The organism is Bacillus sp. PK6-026, assembly GCF_054161455.1.
Genome location: NZ_CP096418.1, coordinates 2,227,988 through 2,244,936 on the forward strand (window position 1 = coordinate 2,227,988; position 16,949 = coordinate 2,244,936).

At 44.0% G+C, this 16,949-nt stretch carries 19 protein-coding genes and 1 pseudogene; 3 read left to right on the forward strand and 17 right to left on the reverse strand.

From position 1 onward, the window contains the following. Positions 1 to 8 precede the first annotated feature (8 nt). The 8 genes from M1D59_RS11250 to M1D59_RS11285 form a co-directional block, all read right to left on the reverse strand. Complete coding sequence (locus M1D59_RS11250; protein WP_458117422.1) at positions 9 to 1,655, reverse strand: YndJ family protein; 1,647 nt, start codon at positions 1,653 to 1,655, stop codon at positions 9 to 11. After that, on the reverse strand, positions 1,652 to 2,269 hold the full coding sequence (locus tag M1D59_RS11255) for a DUF4166 domain-containing protein (RefSeq protein ID WP_026579579.1): 618 nt from the start codon (positions 2,267 to 2,269) through the stop codon (positions 1,652 to 1,654). Before M1D59_RS11255 ends, M1D59_RS11250 begins: the two co-directional genes overlap by 4 nt. A 1-nt stretch (position 2,270) precedes the next feature. Next, the gene (locus tag M1D59_RS11260; RefSeq protein ID WP_020451751.1) at positions 2,271 to 3,170 is read right to left on the reverse strand and encodes a DoxX-like family protein; all 900 of its coding nucleotides are present in this window, start codon (positions 3,168 to 3,170) and stop codon (positions 2,271 to 2,273) included. A gap of 243 nt (positions 3,171 to 3,413) precedes the next feature. After that, positions 3,414 to 3,986, reverse strand: a complete 573-nt coding sequence (locus M1D59_RS11265) for a TetR/AcrR family transcriptional regulator (RefSeq protein WP_023855711.1) — start codon at positions 3,984 to 3,986, stop codon at positions 3,414 to 3,416. 7 nt (positions 3,987 to 3,993) lie between these two features. Further along, positions 3,994 to 4,707 carry an MBL fold metallo-hydrolase gene (locus M1D59_RS11270; protein WP_035338584.1) on the reverse strand — a complete coding sequence of 238 codons (714 nt, stop codon included), beginning with the start codon at positions 4,705 to 4,707 and terminating at the stop codon, positions 3,994 to 3,996. Between the two features lie 81 nt (positions 4,708 to 4,788). Beyond that, the gene (locus M1D59_RS11275) at positions 4,789 to 5,262 is read right to left on the reverse strand and encodes a GyrI-like domain-containing protein (protein WP_023855709.1); all 474 of its coding nucleotides are present in this window, start codon (positions 5,260 to 5,262) and stop codon (positions 4,789 to 4,791) included. After that, the gene (locus M1D59_RS11280; RefSeq protein ID WP_023855708.1) at positions 5,259 to 5,543 is read right to left on the reverse strand and encodes a zinc ribbon domain-containing protein; all 285 of its coding nucleotides are present in this window, start codon (positions 5,541 to 5,543) and stop codon (positions 5,259 to 5,261) included. Before M1D59_RS11280 ends, M1D59_RS11275 begins: the two co-directional genes overlap by 4 nt. A gap of 53 nt (positions 5,544 to 5,596) precedes the next feature. Then, positions 5,597 to 6,532 (reverse strand): helix-turn-helix transcriptional regulator, encoded by a 936-nt coding sequence (locus M1D59_RS11285; protein WP_145654376.1) that lies wholly within the window; start codon positions 6,530 to 6,532, stop codon positions 5,597 to 5,599. 208 nt (positions 6,533 to 6,740) lie between these two features. Here M1D59_RS11285 and M1D59_RS11290 point away from each other — a divergent pair, with 208 nt between their 5' ends. Beyond that, on the forward strand, positions 6,741 to 7,220 hold the full coding sequence (locus tag M1D59_RS11290) for a sporulation protein (protein ID WP_457981977.1): 480 nt from the start codon (positions 6,741 to 6,743) through the stop codon (positions 7,218 to 7,220). A gap of 40 nt (positions 7,221 to 7,260) precedes the next feature. On the opposite strand, the gene czrA is transcribed toward M1D59_RS11290, so the two are convergent. The 3 genes and pseudogenes from czrA to M1D59_RS11305 form a co-directional block, all read right to left on the reverse strand. Next, entirely contained in the window at positions 7,261 to 7,593 is a 333-nt protein-coding gene (gene czrA, locus M1D59_RS11295) for a Zn(II)-responsive metalloregulatory transcriptional repressor CzrA (RefSeq protein WP_003182557.1), read from the reverse strand. 85 nt (positions 7,594 to 7,678) lie between these two features. Continuing rightward, positions 7,679 to 8,503, reverse strand: a pseudogene (locus tag M1D59_RS11300) (hypothetical protein). A gap of 140 nt (positions 8,504 to 8,643) precedes the next feature. Next, the gene (locus M1D59_RS11305) at positions 8,644 to 8,895 is read right to left on the reverse strand and encodes a YnfE family protein (protein WP_023855704.1); all 252 of its coding nucleotides are present in this window, start codon (positions 8,893 to 8,895) and stop codon (positions 8,644 to 8,646) included. A 152-nt stretch (positions 8,896 to 9,047) separates the two neighbouring features. Between M1D59_RS11305 and M1D59_RS11310 the strand changes: the two genes are divergently transcribed. Both M1D59_RS11310 and M1D59_RS11315 read left to right on the forward strand, forming a co-directional pair. After that, on the forward strand, positions 9,048 to 10,385 hold the full coding sequence (locus M1D59_RS11310) for an APC family permease (RefSeq protein WP_023855703.1): 1,338 nt from the start codon (positions 9,048 to 9,050) through the stop codon (positions 10,383 to 10,385). Between the two features lie 90 nt (positions 10,386 to 10,475). Then, entirely contained in the window at positions 10,476 to 11,126 is a 651-nt protein-coding gene (locus tag M1D59_RS11315; protein ID WP_224146223.1) for a lysozyme family protein, read from the forward strand. A gap of 133 nt (positions 11,127 to 11,259) precedes the next feature. Here M1D59_RS11315 and M1D59_RS11320 read toward each other — a convergent pair whose 3' ends face one another. The 6 genes from M1D59_RS11320 to M1D59_RS11345 form a co-directional block, all read right to left on the reverse strand. Further along, positions 11,260 to 12,246, reverse strand: a complete 987-nt coding sequence (locus M1D59_RS11320; RefSeq protein WP_020451761.1) for a polysaccharide biosynthesis protein — start codon at positions 12,244 to 12,246, stop codon at positions 11,260 to 11,262. A 38-nt stretch (positions 12,247 to 12,284) separates the two neighbouring features. After that, positions 12,285 to 12,932, reverse strand: coding sequence for a DUF1796 family putative cysteine peptidase (locus M1D59_RS11325; protein ID WP_101560980.1), 648 nt, complete (start codon positions 12,930 to 12,932; stop codon positions 12,285 to 12,287). A 192-nt stretch (positions 12,933 to 13,124) separates the two neighbouring features. Further along, positions 13,125 to 13,682, reverse strand: coding sequence for a hypothetical protein (locus M1D59_RS11330; protein WP_101560981.1), 558 nt, complete (start codon positions 13,680 to 13,682; stop codon positions 13,125 to 13,127). A 13-nt stretch (positions 13,683 to 13,695) separates the two neighbouring features. Further along, positions 13,696 to 14,901, reverse strand: coding sequence for a glycosyltransferase family 4 protein (locus M1D59_RS11335; protein ID WP_101560982.1), 1,206 nt, complete (start codon positions 14,899 to 14,901; stop codon positions 13,696 to 13,698). Between the two features lie 168 nt (positions 14,902 to 15,069). Next, positions 15,070 to 15,603 carry a DUF420 domain-containing protein gene (locus tag M1D59_RS11340; protein ID WP_020451765.1) on the reverse strand — a complete coding sequence of 178 codons (534 nt, stop codon included), beginning with the start codon at positions 15,601 to 15,603 and terminating at the stop codon, positions 15,070 to 15,072. Positions 15,604 to 15,755: 152 nt separating this feature from the next. Then, entirely contained in the window at positions 15,756 to 16,736 is a 981-nt protein-coding gene (locus M1D59_RS11345; RefSeq protein ID WP_020451766.1) for a hypothetical protein, read from the reverse strand. Positions 16,737 to 16,949: the final 213 nt, after the last annotated feature.

Genomic DNA, 16,949 nt, shown 5'->3' on the forward strand with positions numbered 1-16,949 from the left:
ATTTTTGCCTAGCTTTCTTTTGCTAATTTCGCCCTATTGACGGCAGAATCCTTTTTTTCAATATGATATTGAATGTCGAGAAACCGTATGCCGAACAGCCACATGCAGTGATGAGCGCAGAGCCTCTTTCGTCCCTGCTCTTTGATGATAAAGCGTTCGGCAAGCGGCAGTTTAAACGTACCTGTTCCGGTCGAAAGGAAAATGCCTTCATCACCCCGGTCAGATCGTTTGTCACTGCTCGTCAAAATCAGGCAGCCGTCCTCTGCTTTCGGCTTTAAAATGCCTGTCATATTGGAAAACGGCAATGGCAGTGCAATATTCATATATGTGATGTCATCATGGGTATGAGCAGAATAAAGCGCCACGAACACAGTCTCGCCTTCCTCGTTCGTTCTGACCCAGGCGCGCACATTCTTCCTGCCGTCTTTGGCTGAATCAACACCGATAATCTCGCCCTCCATCGTTTGCCGCCCGGTCTTTGTCCCCAAATGAATTTGCCCTGTCATTTTTGAAATCAGCTGATACATGTGCGCAAGCGGCTTAAACCATGGACGCCAGGCGATCTCCGCTGTTAACGAATAATCGGCAGTATGCTCATAGAAATCGAGAATGAGAGGAGAAACCGTCTCAAGCTGAAATCCGTTTCTCTGAAATGCGCTCATATCATCGGCAAGACCTTGGTAAGACGAATCGCTTTGTAATCGGTGCCGTTGTAAAAAATCGGCTCCGATTCTCCATGACCCGTAAATGTTGCTCATCATTTCGCCTTGCCTCCTTTCACAGTCCGGCTCAGGAGATTCAAGACGCCAGCCGGTCAGCGCTGGAATAATGACGCCAAAAGCGTTGACAAGCCCGTGAATCCAAATCATTTCCTGAATTGTAAAAGTCGGCCGGCCGCGATAAACACCGTAAGAGTAAATAAGTGAAAAAGCAATGGTAATCATCAATGTAAAAGACGAAAAGATCACAAAGCGGCGAGCCGCGCTGTTTTTGAAGGCCGCGATCGAGACGAGAAAGCCGCTGCCGTATATGGCCGCCAAATACAGCGCAACGGCGAAGACATCAATGGTTTTCGAAAACGATATGCCGACCGCAATGAAAAGCGGAGACAGCATGATGAGCCATGTCACCGCTGTATAAAAAAGGCCTTTCTTTTTCAGCTTCCTTCCGAGCATTCCATTAAAAATCGGAATGAGAAATGCAGAATAATGAAAATGCACCGCTGTCAGCAGCACGATCAGCGGGCTGAAATCCATGACCTGGAGATTCAGCGTATAAGCAAAAAGCCAACCCCCTCCGAAAGGAAGGTAAAGCAGACCGCTGTCAATCGATGCCTCTTCAAGGCCCTTTCCTCCTCTTTCCCAGAGACGAAGGACGCCGTATAAGGCGATCATCCCCGTATAGCATAGCCAAATCGCTGAAAAAAGCGGGGAATGGAACAACAGGGATAACGAAGCCGCACAAGCCGCATAAGGAAAGCACGCGCTGATCAGCCGAAACATTCCGTTTTCATGCTGAGTAAGATCGAGTGCGGCCGGAACAAAAAATAGCATCGCTAATAAAAGCAGCGCCTCTGCTGGCGGGATGTCCGGCGCTTTGCCGGCGAAAAAAACCGCATAGCAAAGAACGCTTACAAAAAAGCGGCGGAATTTCATGCCATCTCCTCCTCCCTGTTAAACGTTCCTCTGTAGGCAAACAGCGTTCCGAACAGCGGATTTTTCACATGAACATCAATCGTAAAACAGCCTTTTTCTTCGTCATACGATTCATTCACCCTGGAAATACCGTATAAACACTTTGTAAGGGGCAGCTTTTTACTGAATAAAGGCAGCCATTGTCTGACAGAAGTAATCGACAGTGATCCGTCAGCTTCCGCCTTAAACCGCAGGCTTGAAATTAAGATTGGCGGATGTCCGAAATAGTCGATGATTTCTCCCCGGCTTTCATCATAGATCATGACAGCATCAAAATACCTTTGTTTATCACGAAAAAAGAAAGTCCTGTTCCAAACGGCTGCCGGTGTATCATTTTTCGTCAGCCGAATGTGATTTTCAATCGTGAACGGAATGTTCCTCCCTCTTTCGGGAAAAAAACAGCGGAAGACCGTTCCCGCTTTAAACAACAGCCTGATCCAGTACGAACCGCCGGATATTTCCGTCATCACTCCTTTTCCTCTGAACGCGCTTTCTTGGGTGAGGTGATACCGTTCCTTGAGTTTTGGGTGAAGAAGGTGAAAATCCTCGATCACCCGTTCATACATCGAAACCAAATCAACGCCTCTTTCTGATCGTATTACCCGCGTTTGGAATGCCGCAAGCGCTCACATAGCCGACAACGGACAAGATGATAAGCGCGGCATTAAGCACGACCGGGTTAAAAGGTTGGGCAAAAGATGCGAGATCAGCCATTCCTGCAGATACCGAAAGCAGCACAAGCAGGGCGATATGCAAAAGAAACCACTTCCTTTTCCGACCTGGATAAAGCCATAACACGCCGACCATCACCTCGGCCATGCCGATCAGTTTCAGGAGCATTTCGGGATGAAAACGGCCGCCCGTGAAAGTCGAAAGCATGCTGATTTCCTCAGGATGAACCATCATGAGCTTTGGCACAAGCCCCTGGTAAATCCAGACGAAAGAAAACAGCAGACAAACGAGCCAATAGATCAATGTTTTTTGAAAAAGCAGCCTTGGATGGTGTCCTTTTTCAAGCCAGATCTTCAGCGCAGCAAAGCTCCAGGCCGTCGCCCAGCCGATGAGCGGCCTGAATGCCTTATCTGCAAGCCGGCCCAGCCTCCCGTAACGGGTGTCATAATCGTATTGTGTCATAAACGTGATCCCGGTTTCGCTTTCGCTGTATTTCCAATATCCTCGGCCTTCGCGAATGACAGAAAGCGGGTGGTTTGTAGCGAACTTGAGTGACGAGACTCTGTCTCCCGTGTCTTGATATACGTTTCCGACAGACACTCCTGTACCGGAAATTTTTAAACCGAAGCCGATTCTCGTTTCGTATAAAAACCTTTGCGGTTCACCCGGTCTGCGCTTTAAATAGGTAATGTCCGTAAATCGCAAGTCCCATTGCCGATGGAGGGCAGGATCTTGAGTATAGCGCCATAGCCGCTCCATATCTGTCTGGATAGATATTTCTACGTAAATCGGAGTTTTTTTCATTGCGCACGCCCTTTTGTGAATATATTCACAATAACAGCATAACATGGAACACATCATGTGTGAACCAATTTTTGCATATCCAGTCTCTCTTTGCCGACATAAAAAAATCCTCGGCTGTTAGGCCAAGGCAATTAATGGCTGGTTAAGCCTTCTCATACCTATGACTCAAAAAATGGAAGAGCCATACGACAATCATACTAAATTTTCGAAAAAATGTAAACAATTAAGGAAAAATTCCCTTGTTTATTCGGTCTGATAGATAGCGATGCCTTTTAGGAAGGCACGGATTGTCAAATCAAAACTTTCTTCCACATCATAAGGAAGACCGAACGCATCGTGTTGCCTGAGTGTTGCAAATCCATGCATGATGCTTCTCAAGCCTCTGACCGCATGGATCGCGGAGTCATTGTCTAAATGATAGTCTTTCAGAACGGAAAGCACCAAGGCGAGGATTCTGTCTCCTGCTTCGTCAAGCCGTTCATCTTCATCAGGCATTGCAATAAAAGTTGCTTCATAAAGCCCCGGCCTGTTTTTGGCAAAAGTGACATAGGCGTGAGCCATTCTGCTGACAGCCTGATCCTCTTCGGCTCCCTGGACAGCAGAAGCCATGTTTTCATAAAGTATCGTCAAGCCGTAAAGTGCGAGTTCTTTCCGTAAGTCGTTCAATCCTTTTATATGATTGTACAGAGACGGAGATTTGACATTCAGCCTTTTGGAAAGAGAAGCAAGCGTCACTTCATGAATGCCTTCCTCATCAGCCAGAAATGCCGCAGCTTCCAATACTGCTTCTTTATTCAAACCGATTCGTGGAGACACGATTTCTTCATCCTTTCCTGTTCAATTTGATATGTGCTTCGTTCACCGCTTTTGTCATCGCTTGAACCGGATCATGGACAAGATTGCCGTGGCCGGCGGCAAGCGCCTTCGGTTTTAAATCTAACAGCTTTTGCGCGCTTTCTAAAGCGATTTCTTTGTCCCACGTGGCCAAAGCCGGAAAAGGAAATGAAAGCTTTAAATGTCCTGATACCGTCATGCCGCTTCGCGTATGGTACGCGTCACCGACTATGAGAAGACCGCTTCTTTCATCCAAAAACGAAATGCTGCCAGGCGTATGCCCAGGTGATGAAACAGTCAGCAATGAACCGATCCTGTCTCCTTCCTTTAAAAGGATATCAGGATTTGTCTTGATGTTTTTCGGAACGCCTCCTTTGATTGTTCCGCGCTCCCCTTCCAGCATCTTTGTATCACCTTTTAACAGACGCGCATCCCGTTCAGATATGGACACTTTCACACCGGGAAGGCTGTAGTACAGCGCGTCAAGCGAACCGACATGGTCGCTGTGGGCATGGGTCAGCAAAATCCGTTTAATCGGCTTACGGAGATGATCCGCAGCCTTTAAAATCCCTGTTTTGCTGATCGGAATCCCTGTATCAATTAATGTAAGGCCGTCTTCTTCATCTGCTAAATAACAGTTGACAGGAAATAGGCGCGGAAAAAAAGTCAGCTGGTAGACCGATTCAAATCGGGTAATCCTCATCGCTTTCACCTCTTCGATCAAAATAAAAAACTAATACCGTTAGTTTTCATTTTAAAACTAATGGTATTAGTTTTGCAAGCATTATTTTTTTCGATCGACAGCAACATAGATGACAACTTGGGCATTTTCGGGATTTTCTGCTTGTTCATCATAAACTTCAAAATCTCCGGTATAAGTACGAAGATTTTTTTCATCCCATGTCCAAATCTCTTGCCAAGTTTCAAACACGACCTCCGCGATCCTCCCCCGCTTTGAAACAAAAACGGCATATTCGGATGCAGGGAGCGAAATGAGATTGGCCGTTTTTTCTTGCTGATCAACGAACGTTCCGATTGAAAATGTATATGTCCCGTGTTCGTCCGTCTCATAATCTGAATAAAGTGCGATCGTGTCTCTCCTAATGTCCTGGCGTTCAGTATGCGGAAATTTTTCGCGATATAAACTCCACATGGAAGGAATTTTACCTTTTTCAGATACTTCATCCCGGTTGCTTGTCACGGTCGATATCCCGCTGAATAACTTTGCCTTCTGTTTTTCGAAATGAGAAAAGCTCATCTTCTCTGCCCGCCTTTCGTTTGCGTATCCGACGCCCACCGTTTTAAATGAGGGAGCGTCCGCTCCAAGAGCGATCTCGCTTCGGCCTCGGTTTTTCCCTCTTCTTTTATATAAGGAACACAGATGTCAATCATCTCTTTCAATGTTGCATCCGGATGTGTATATGCTCCGTTTTCATAGCAGTACATACAGTAGTCGCGATTCTTCCCCCCGTCTTTTTCTGTGCCGAAAAGTTCGCTTGTCATCGGCATGCCGCAGCTTTGGCAAACATGATGTTCCATGTTTCATTCCTCCTTTTTCTTCATCATACAAAAAGAAACCTGACAGCATCGTGTCAGGTTTCGTATAAATGTACAATTTGATTAGCCAAGTTTTTTATTTTTTGACGGATGCGGGGAGGTGTGAGAACTTCAATATGTGTTCCAAATTGGAGGAGAAATCCGTACAGCCATTGATCTTCCGGATAAGAAACGGTTGCCACGCATTGTCCGTTTTCATAAGTAAGAGCTTCTGAGCCAAACCATTCTCTCGCCAAAGGCTCTCCCGACGGTTTAATGAGAAGGGTCAACTCGGTCATATTGTCCGGTTTGTACCATGATGTTTCCCAAGGAAGTGAAGACAGATCAACTTCCTTTCTTTCAAACTTTTCTTCAAGCATCTGCACGTCTTTCATACGCAACAGTTTAAAGAAGCGAAACGCCTGTCTCTTCAGGCAAAACGCATATAAATACCAGTGCCTTCCCTTTAGGACGAGGGTATGCGGCTCAGCTTTCCTTGTTCCGGTTTGCCCCTCTCTGTTCACGTATGTAAAGGAGACCGCCCGCGTGCTGTCTGCCGCTTCATCCAACAAACGGATCTTTTCTTTGATGACAGGACTTTCTCCCCAGGAAGAGATGTCAACAAACCATTTTTCCGTTTTCTTGCGGAATTCCGGCATTTCTTCTTCGGAAACGAGAAACCGGATTTTTTCAAGGGCAGAACCGTGATGAAGGACTTCATACGTCGAAGAAACGCTTTCCAAAGCCGTAGTAATGGCAGCCAGTTCGTCTGCAGAAAGCAGTTTATTTTCGAGCCGAAACCGCTCCATGATGCTGATCCCGCCTCCCGCTCCCTGTAAGGTAACAATCGGAATGCCCGCCTGGTTGATCGCCTCGATATCCCGGTAAATCGTTCTGACAGAGACTTCGAACATGCCGGCAAGCTCCTTTGCCTGCACTTGGCGTTTATTAATCAATAAAATCACGATGGCCAATAGCCGGTCAATTTTCACCGCAGATCCCTCACATTCATCTTACGCTGTCAATTTTCATTCTAAAGCACACACCATTTTGGAATATCATGACAAAAAAGGGGATCTCATCACCCAATTATTTAGAAAATCACTTTTCCTGTTACGATTTATACAGTTTGGACATATACTCCTTAAAAAAGGAGGTTTTAAAAACATCATATATTATTTTTTACAGTTTTTCGCCATTGTGTCCTTCGTCTATATCAAGTTCAAACGCTCAGTCGGCTATCAGCCTCTAAAGCCGGCACGCATGCTGTTCCGGATCATCCTCTTTTCGGGAATTTTCGTTTTTCTGCTGACGATGAGCGCACTTCACCCTTTATCATACTTCTATGATCTGATTGGGATCGCGCTCGGACTCATCTTGACCGCCTATGCGCTGAAGCATGTGTCAATTGAAAATCGGGACGGCATCCTTTATTTCAGAACGCATTTATGGATTGAATTGATCGTACTTTTGTTATTTTTATACCGGTTTCTTTACCGGATCGCCGAGATCGGCCAGCTCCAGACTGCGGTTTCAAACAGGGGTTCAGCAGCGTACGGCGCCCTTTTTGCGCAGGACCCGGCCACGATGATCGGTTTTTTTGTACTGGCCGTTTATTATGTCGGTTTCTCTTTTTTTGTTTTAAAAAAAGGAAGAAACGAAGAAAAACGCTCAGCGTAAAAGGCAAACTCGGGATGTGGAGTTTGCCTTTTCATAAGCTTTAGTCATGCTGTGTATGATCGATCATCTGCTGAAGTACATCGAGGACATGCTGGTCTTCCGGAGAATAAAAAATGGAAGTCCCTGCCCTTCTTGATTTAACGAGACGAAGATTTTTTAAAAACCTGAGCTGGTGCGAAACGGTTGACTGCAGCAGACTCAGCTTCTCTGCTATTTCATTGACCGAATGTTCGCCTTGTGAGAGCAGATGAAGAATTTTGATTCTCGTAGGGTCTGAGAGCGCTTTAAACGTCTGTGAAACGAGAAATAAAGTTTCTTCATCTAACTCGGCCCGCACCTGTTTTTCTGTTGTTTCCTGATTGTGCTCACTCATGCTTTTCACCTTTTCCGCGCAACTTTTACCTTCATATCATATACCAAAACATACCGGTTGAAAAGTTTTATAGCCAGGGAACAGATCAAGTCGAAAACAGCGTTCCCTGAAGCGCTTCTGCATACCTTGCGGCTGACAGCTGTACACGTTCTCCGGCATGGTTTTCCACAGAGCGGCGAAAAGCGCCGTACAGCCGGTTGAATGGAACATTTTTTAATTGATCAGCTATTTGCTCCACTTTGCCGGCAGGAAGAGGAATCAAATTTGGATAGCTGTACATAAAACTCACCCATCTGCGATCTTGAACGACTTGGATAATGTCTCCTGAAAGGAGGATTCCCTTGCCTCCGTTTCCGTTTGCCCAATGGCAGACCGCTCCCCCTTTAAAATGGCCGCCAAGCCTGTGCAAGGTCAACCCGCTTGACAGCTTGAGGGAATCGCCGGACCAAAACACAATCCGGCTGCTCGGCCGCTGCACCCATTGTTTGTCATCTTCATGAATGTAGATCGGAGCATCAAACATTTCAGCCCATTCCGTTTGTGCAGCATAATAATGCGGATGTGATAAAGCGATCGCTTGGACTCAGCCCATCCGCTCGATATTCTCAATCGTCCGCTGATCCAGGTATGTGATACAATCCCACAGTAAGTTAAAACCGGGCTCCTGTATCAGGTATGCCGATTGACCGATGCCGAATTCGGGGGTTGTCGTCAAACTGTATAATCGCTCTACTTCCAATGCGATTTCGTTTTGAAACCTTCCGCTTTGCTTCATTTCTTCCAGCGTTGTCCAAGCTTGCCCTGAATGATTGACATACTGTCTTTCTTCATTGCAAATAATGCATTCCGCCGGCTCTTTCGGAGCAGCGTCATATTGAACACCGCACGTCGTGCAAATATAGTTAGTCAAAATTGCTCCTCCCCTTTCAAACTATATTTTACCATCTCCTTCACATGTACATGATTTTTTCGCTTCTATATATTTCGCTATCCAGGCTGATCTGTCCGCATCATCCTGAAACGCGAAAAAAGCGTCCGCTGATCCGGACGCTAGCTGCCTTCTTGCTGATACATATGTTCAAGCTGTGAAAATGAAATATCGCCGGCCGCACAATCTACAGCGGCATCGACTACCTGATCAAAGCGATCGGCCGAAGCGCTTTTCTCTTTTAACCGTTGTTCATAGCGTTCGAGCTCTTCCTGCTGTCTTCTTAGATCCTCTTCTTTTCCATCATAATCAGATGCATTCATCGTCTCCATATTTCTTTTGACGGCTTCAACATAGCCTCTCAATATATCCATACCTTCATACTCCTTGCCTTTTTTCAAAGGGTTTGCAACATTTGCTATTTTTATACGAAAAAAAGAGGTTTTATACAGTTGCTCAAGCGCAAAAAAACAGATAAAATATGTCTTAATTTCTGTATTTTTTACATAAGGGGATTTAGAAGTCATTGAAAAACGAAACTGCGCTTAAACGAAGCCTTACACTCGGCCCGCTTGTTGTGATCGGCCTTGCTTATATGGACCCGCTCGTCGTATTTGATTCATACGGAGTGGTCGCACAACTGACAAAGGGGCACGTTCCGGCGGCATACATATTCACTGTTGCCGCACTCCTTTTGACCGCTTTGAGCTACGGCAGCATGGTCAAAGCCTATCCAAAAGCGGGATCGGTTTATACATATGCATATGAAAGCATTCATCCGCACGCAGGATTTTTAGCCGGCTGGACGATCATGCTAGACTATTTATTTTTGCCGATGGTCAATTTTGCGATCGGCAGCGCTTATTTGACGGCGGCTTTTCCTGAAGTGCCGCATGGCTTTTGGGTCGTTCTGCTCGCTTTATCGATTACCGTTGTCAATATTTTAGGCATTAGACTAACCGCAAATATTACAGGGCTGTTCGTCGCTTTTCAAGTGATCGTCGCCCTGACTTTTGCCGGATTTATGATCGCCGGGCTCGCAGACGGCCTCGGGACGGGCGAGCTGGTTTCAGCCGATCCGTTTTTCCGTTCTGATATCGAGCCTTCCCTGATTGTATCAGGAGCGACGATTTTGTGTTTTTCGTTTCTTGGCTTTGATGCGATTTCCACCATGTCTGAAGAAACGGTCAACCCGAAGAAGAACATTCCGTTAGCCATCTTTTTAACAGTAGCGATCGGCGGAACGCTGTTTACGGCGATTTCTTACTTGATGCAGCAAATCTATCCGTCCTATGATAGCTTCCAGCATGCCGATTCGGCATCGCTGGAAATAGCCCTATATACAGGAGGCGCTTTTTTAAAGTCCTTCTTTTTGGCGGGCACGATGGTCGCTGTCGTTTCATCCTCGCTTTCTTCGCATGCGAGCGCTTCGAGGCTTTTGTATGCGATGGGGCGGGACAGCTCTCTTCCGAAACGCTTTTTCGGCTATGTGCATCCGACTTTAAAGACGCCGGTGTTTAACATTATGTTCATCGGGCTGATTTCATTGACGGCCATGATCGGGGAACTCGAGGTCATCTATTCATTCATCAGTTTCGGCGCGCTGATCGGATTCATTTTTGTCCACCTGTCTGTCATCGGCCATTACTACATTCGAAAACAGGAAAGAGGCTTTTTAAAAACGCTTCGCTATTTGGTTCTGCCCTTTTTGGGAGCCTCTTTCTGCGGCTGGCTGCTGCTTAGCATCAGCAAAAATGCGCTCATGATTGGAGCCGGCTGGCTGATTGCCGGTTTTATATACTTTTTGTTCAGAATCCGTACTCTTCCGAACGTCACATTCGGCTTTGACCGCGATCCAAGATAGAAGGATATCGCTTGGTCTTCTTGAAGATATATGTCATAATAAATGAGGCTGTATACTGTTTTGCATCAGGGCGCTACAGAGGTGAAACCATTGAAGAAAAAGAAATCGGGATGTTTAGCCGGAGCTGGCTGTTTGTCTTTTTTTGTGTTTGTTCCCTTGATCATTTTCTTTGCCATCTCCGGTCTGGAACAATTAAAATGGCTTCCTCTTGACACTGAATCTAACATTCTTGAGAGATTAAAAGATTACAAACCTCTTGTTGAAGAAGAACTCGATGAACAGGATCTTTCACAATACACCGCTCTTTTATTGGGCATGATGTATCAGGAGTCGAAAGGCAGAGGCGGTGATCCGATGCAGTCGTCGGAATCTCTCGGTATGAAGCGAAATGAGATTGACGATCCAAAAGCAAGCATTAAGCAGGGTGTGCGCCACTTTACAGCAATGTATAAAAAGGGACAGAAAAAAAGCGTCGATATTGAAACGATCATCCAAAGCTATAATATGGGATCGGGTTATATCGATTACGTCTCAAAACACGGCGGAAAGCACTCAGAGAAGCTGGCAAAGGCATTTTCCGAGGAACAAGTCAAAAAGAACCCCGATCTGTATAATTGCGGCGGAGATACAAACAATTTCCGCTACCCTTATTGCTACGGGGATTACTCTTACACGGAAAAAGTAATGGAACGCACAAAAAAAGTCGAAGAACATATCGAAGGGTTAACACTTGAACATTGACAAAACGGCAAGCCGGGTGAATTTTCGTCCGGCTTGTCTTGTTTTCGAGGAGCGAACAGAAGCATCGCCTGCAGCCGCATGCCATGCCTGTCATCAGTTCGCGTATTCTCCGTGAACGCTTCGGTCCATCCTTCTACTCCAAAAAACCGCCTTCTTTCAGCATTTCTTTTACTTCCTTTTTTGAGATTAAAAAGTCTTTTGAGCTCAAATGATCAGTTTCTAAAGGCTGACAATCCGCATACTTTTTATGAAGTTCAGGCATTTTGATTGCAGGAAGCACCACCGCGAGGTCATTTGTAAATGAAACAGCATGCTGCCGTTCATGAGGTGAAATCAGCAGTTCATGAAGCTTCTCCCCCGGCCTTGCCCCCGTTTCTGCAATGGACGTTTTTTCGTTTCCGTAAGCTTCGATCAGCACTTCAGCCATGTCTAAAATTCTGCAGGCCGGCGAATTCATAATGAAAATTTCCCCGCCTTGACCGCTTTCAGCCGCTTTTAATAAAAGCCGGATCGTTTTTTCCTTCGTGAGGAAGAAACGGGTCATTCTTTTGTCTGTGATGGAGACCTGGTTCTTTTTCCTGATCTGGTCTTTAAAAAGCTGAAGAACACTTCCGCTGCTTCCGAGCACATTTCCTCCCCTTACACAAATAAAATCCGTGTCTGAATAGAGATGGTTCGCATATACGATCAACTTCTCGCCGATCGCTTTCGTCATTCCGTAAAAGTTGGCAGGGTCAGCCGCTTTGTCAGTCGAGACGTTGATGACTTTTTTAACCCCGTTTTCGATCGCTGCTTCAATAACGTTTTCCGTCCCTGTGACATTCGTTTTTAATGCTTCAAGCGGCTGTTCTTCACAAACCGGCACATGCTTCAGCGCAGCTAAATGAAAGACATAGTCGACACCTTTTAATCCTGTATTCAGCGCTTTCCGATCTCTGATATCCCCGATGAAAAACGTCAGCCTCGGATCTTCAATCTGCCTTCTCATTTGAACTTGTCTTTCTTCATTTCTGGAAAATACAATGAGCTTTTTAGGATTTAAGGATAGCAGCTGAAGAATGAGTTCCTGGCCCCATGAGCCTGTTCCTCCAGTAATGAATATCGTTTTATTTTCAAACATTTCTTTTCCTCCTCTGGTAAACTCCAAAAAAATCCGGTTTAAACGAGAGTGATTCCTTTAAACAACGATGCCCATAGATCATTGTTTGACTCCCATATCTCTTTGTCCGGCAGTTCAACAGTGCAAGTCTTTTCTAATGGCCAATTTTTCTCTACAATCCCATTCACCTTCGAGTGCTTCACCAGAAGAACGCTAAAGTCGTGCTGAACCAAATCTGATAATACAAGTTCAAGTTCCTGTGCTTCTTTAAAGCTGCCTTCTCCTTCTGTCCTGACAAATAGGATGCGATTGCCTGTTGAAACTTTCTCCAAAAAGCGGTTAATCCTTCTGTTGTACTTCTCCATCACTTCAGAATAAGTGATCAATTGATCAAGCGTATTTTGATCCGCGTCAAAGTCGTGAACAGAGCCAATGTTATAAAAGTCATCTAAAACATAGATTGTAGATCCCTCTTCTTTTTTTTCACCTGTATTATAGCCAATGACTCTGATATTTTTAGAATTCATAAAGCCGGTGAAGCGATTTCTAAGAAGCCGATTGAGATCTGAGAGAGAATTCGTGGTAACCCAGTCCAGAGGTCCTGCAAAAGGCCTTAAATCATTGTTTCTCAGCTGAATAGCCGCTAAACAAAGATGTCCCAGACTAAAAACGGCATCATATTGACCTTTAATGTCTTTTAAATTCATCTATCAATCACCTCATCGTTCCCCTCCTATTTTATGTTCTTCTTTAATAGGAAAAAGATATACTGCTGATAGTATTGTATGCCTCGTAACGGAAAAAGGTAAAAGACAGCTACCTACTGCATTTAATTTCAATTTGAAATAATAAGAATACAAAAAAATAAAAAGCCTTCGGATTGCGAAGGCTTTTTATTTTTAATTGTTTTCACTTTCATTACGATTTTCTTGAACTGCTTTAAGCACCTTTACAGTTTCGGGGCTTGGGATTGTGTGGTCTTCGGGCAGTGATTCTGTAAGTGTTTCTACAACTGACCGTTCCAAACTTTCAGTAGAGCTGGTAACCGTATTATTGTCAGTCGATTCTTTAAACGTTTCTAAAGACTCTGCCGTTTCGGGATCAGACACTCTGACTTCTTTACGCACTGACTCGATGATTTCCTCTAAAACATTGCGATCAATTCCTTGAGCTGCAGCCCCTAGAATATCTTTTAAAACTTTATTATTATTCTCCAAAATGCTGCTATTCATATCTTCAAAAATATCTTTTAGCTCTGCTATTAAAGGTTTAAGGCTCTCATCGACAGATTCACTCACATCTGTATCTGATTCTGCGGATGCCGTTGAGCTATCTTGCTTCTGGCTATTCCGCTCTTCGGTGAATTCGACCAGCAGATCCACATATTTTGCCCACCATTCAGCATCTATTTCTTTGTTTAAACCTTCAAACAAGTGATTAATAATTAAAGATTTCATTCAATTTCACTCCTTATTTCTCATTTTGATAAATATCAAGGACCCTGGTGACGGCTTCATCCATATCCCAATGCTTCCTAGCAAACTCCCTGGCGTTATTCCCCAATTGATTTCTAAAATCATCGTCTTCCAGCAATCGTTCTAAACTATTTGCCAGTGCATTCACATCTCCCTTTGATACGATAAGGCCGGTCACTTCATGCTCTACCATTTCCGGCAAACCTCCAGCATCACTGACAATTGCAGGAACCCCGGCAATTTGAGCTTCAATTAAAGATAAAGGCTGGTTATCCAAAAGACTTGGAAGAACATATATATCAGCGAGGGATAACAAGTAAGGCACATCTTTCCGATTTCTCAGAAATTCGACGTTATCATCAATCCCCTGCTGCTCGCTTTGAATTCTGAGTCCGGCGAGCTTTTCCCCTTCTCCTGCCAGCCAGCATACCCAATCGTCTCGACGGTTTTTTAATAGAGCTAGTGATTCAATTAAGTGATGTATACCTTTATTTTCAATCATTCTTCCAGTAAAAAGGATCACTTTCTTATCCGTTAAAGGCATATCAGCTGCCTTTGTGTCCATCCGTCCCAGAAATCCGTCAATATCATAGCCGTACTGAGAAACAAGGATTTTTTCTTCCGGCACTTCAAATTCTTCCGTCAAAATATCTTTAAGCCAGTTGTTTGCAACAATCGCCGTATCGCCAGACATCGCACCTATTGTTTCTAGGTGGTCAAAATATGCCTTTGCAACATGGGAAGTCGACGATCTGTGGATGGTGTTGAGCTGATCTCTGATTTCATATGCGACACTGCCGTGAAGCGACGTGACAAGCAATTGATCTTTAGGCATAACACGCTTAATACATGTACTTGAAATGATATCCTGCGCATGAATTAGATCATATTTGTCAAGTCCCAAATAGGCAGCGCCCAGCTCATAGACATAGCGCTGAAGCTCAGTATAGCTGACCAATTGATTTGCGTATATTTCCGGATACTTCTCTTCGCTCATCATCGCTTTAACTAATGGAAGCAGCTCATCTTTTTTGACGCTGCGGTTTTCATCTACGATATGAACGATACTGCTCTCTTCTCCATATCCGAGCAAATCCACTTCATGTCCTAAGGACTCCAGCTTTTCTTTTAATTGCTCCATATATGTCCATACACCACCTACATGGGGTATATTCCAATAAGTGGCAAGCAAAATTTTCATATCCATCTCCCTTTTTCATTTCTATAAAAAGCTCTAATTATTTATATTCCTATTTCCATATCTTGTGTAGACGATCATCTATTTCAGCATATATTTTTGTACCAGAGGAAAATCGCTTTTAAAAGAGAAGAATGTTGCGGGAACAAAAAAAGCCGGATTCTCCGGCTTTTAATAGTATGGGGAAATCATCATATAGACGAGAACACCTGTCAGGCTGACATACAGCCAAAGCGGCATCGTCCAGCGGGCGATTTTGCGGTGGCGTTCCACCTGCATGCTCAGGCCTCTGAACAACGTAAACAAGGCCAAGGGAACGATTAAAGCGGACAAGACAATGTGTGTGATCAAAATAAAATAGTAGATCGGTCTTATAATCCCTTCCCCGCCAAAATGAGTGTCAGGCATTAATGAATGGTAAGTTAAGTATGAAACAAGAAAGATGAACGTTGTCGTAAAAGCGGCAAAAATAAACCGCTTGTGCGCCTTAATGTTTTTCTGTTTAATCATGATCAGTGCAGCCACTAAGAAAATGAATGTGAAGCTGTTGCAGACTGCGTTCAAAAGCGGCAGAAAAGTCAAATCCAAATGAGCGAATTTGTCGCTTTTCGGCATGAAAAACAAGAGGGCAATGACACCGTTTATGATAATCGTCAGAGCAACAACAATGCCTGTATAGTTTTTATTTTTTTGTGTATGTGTCATATCGGGCAATCTCTCCTATTTGTGCAAGCTATCAAAATCGTATTCAAATTCAGGAGGAATGTCAACGTTTTCGGCTTTTCGTCAGAATTTAGTCACAGAATATACAAAAATTCCCCTCCTCTAGAACGAGGAAGGGAACCAAGGCGGATGCCTTAGAAATTCATAGCATCTTTAGCCATTAATTTTTCGAATTCTTCTTCAGTTACGATATCTTCTTTATTCGGTTTATGCTCAAACTTTACGTCACCATCGATATTTTTGTAAGTTGTAGATGCCGTGATGCCTAAAGATTGAGGTGCTTTTTTGCTGTCAACAGACAAAGAGATATCCGCATTTTCAGTCAGAAGATTTTCTTTGTCATCGATTGTTGATGTCACATCGAACTTTTTGAATGTGACGTCTTTCAGTCCGTCTTTAATCTTGTTCAGCTCGCTCTTCGGAACAGCTTCTCCGCTCGCTTTTCCGGCGATTTCGATGAACTTGACGACCGCAGCTTTAATTTCTTTGTCACTAAAGCTGAAAGCGACTTTTTGAGCAGCACCCTGCTCTTTTTCTTTATCTGTCAGATCCGCTTTTTCAAACTTATCTGCAGGCAGATTGTCTGCAGCTTCTTTGATGGATTCCATCAATTGTTTTTGAAGTTCATCCGTATCTTGAGATGAAGTTTTGTCATCTTCAAGCGGGAATTCAAGGTACTTGCCTTTGACGCTGTCAAAATTCATGCCGGCTGTTCCAAGGAAGAAGCCGAAGCTGTCAAGAACGCTGTCAATTTTGATGTAGCCGACTTGTTTCTTTTCGTCCATATAAACCGGAATATCGAAATCAAGCGACATGTTTTGGACTTTCAGCTTCGCTTTAATCACAGCCTCAGACTGTTTCGTTTCAGCATTCGTTTTTCCGCTGATCGTTAATGTTGCATCGTTCAGCATATCAGCAACTTGCTTATCTTCCGCTCCAAGGTTGGATGCGTCAACTTTCAAGCCGATATCACTTGAAAATTCGTATGATTTCGCAGAAATCAGCTTTTTATAAGCCGTTGCGTAAGATCCTTTTGGATCAGCCTGCTGACATGCAGCTAATACAAGAACAAAAGCTGACATCAGCATCAATAGAGAAAAAATTCTTTTCTTCAAAATCGTACGCTCCTTTTGTCATGGTTTTTCTGGAATTAGGAGGATCCATTGTCTCGTATCCTAGGTAAATATACCAGAAGTCATATGAATTCTATCACAAAAAAATCGTAGAATGTGAAATTTTTGTTTAAAATTACATTAAAATTTAATTCTAGCAACCCATTTGCAAATTGCCGTTCTTTTTACTATAATCGAAAACTGTATGTTTTAATG

What these genes read in the sequence shown, in the direction of transcription:
- M1D59_RS11260 (WP_020451751.1), bottom strand. Translation starts at nt 3,170, where the DNA reads ATGAAAAAAACTCCGATTTACGTAGAAATATCTATCCAGACAGATATG.
- czrA (WP_003182557.1), bottom strand. Translation starts at nt 7,593, where the DNA reads ATGAGTGAGCACAATCAGGAAACAACAGAAAAACAGGTGCGGGCCGAG.
- M1D59_RS11330 (WP_101560981.1), bottom strand. Translation starts at nt 13,682, where the DNA reads ATGAAATCTTTAATTATTAATCACTTGTTTGAAGGTTTAAACAAAGAA.
- M1D59_RS11305 (WP_023855704.1), bottom strand. Translation starts at nt 8,895, where the DNA reads ATGGATATATTGAGAGGCTATGTTGAAGCCGTCAAAAGAAATATGGAG.
- M1D59_RS11340 (WP_020451765.1), bottom strand. Translation starts at nt 15,603, where the DNA reads ATGACACATACACAAAAAAATAAAAACTATACAGGCATTGTTGTTGCT.
- M1D59_RS11275 (WP_023855709.1), bottom strand. Translation starts at nt 5,262, where the DNA reads ATGAGCTTTTCTCATTTCGAAAAACAGAAGGCAAAGTTATTCAGCGGG.
- M1D59_RS11270 (WP_035338584.1), bottom strand. Translation starts at nt 4,707, where the DNA reads ATGAGGATTACCCGATTTGAATCGGTCTACCAGCTGACTTTTTTTCCG.
- M1D59_RS11280 (WP_023855708.1), bottom strand. Translation starts at nt 5,543, where the DNA reads ATGGAACATCATGTTTGCCAAAGCTGCGGCATGCCGATGACAAGCGAA.
- M1D59_RS11250 (WP_458117422.1), bottom strand. Translation starts at nt 1,655, where the DNA reads ATGAAATTCCGCCGCTTTTTTGTAAGCGTTCTTTGCTATGCGGTTTTT.
- M1D59_RS11325 (WP_101560980.1), bottom strand. Translation starts at nt 12,932, where the DNA reads ATGAATTTAAAAGACATTAAAGGTCAATATGATGCCGTTTTTAGTCTG.
- M1D59_RS11335 (WP_101560982.1), bottom strand. Translation starts at nt 14,901, where the DNA reads ATGAAAATTTTGCTTGCCACTTATTGGAATATACCCCATGTAGGTGGT.
- M1D59_RS11320 (WP_020451761.1), bottom strand. Translation starts at nt 12,246, where the DNA reads ATGTTTGAAAATAAAACGATATTCATTACTGGAGGAACAGGCTCATGG.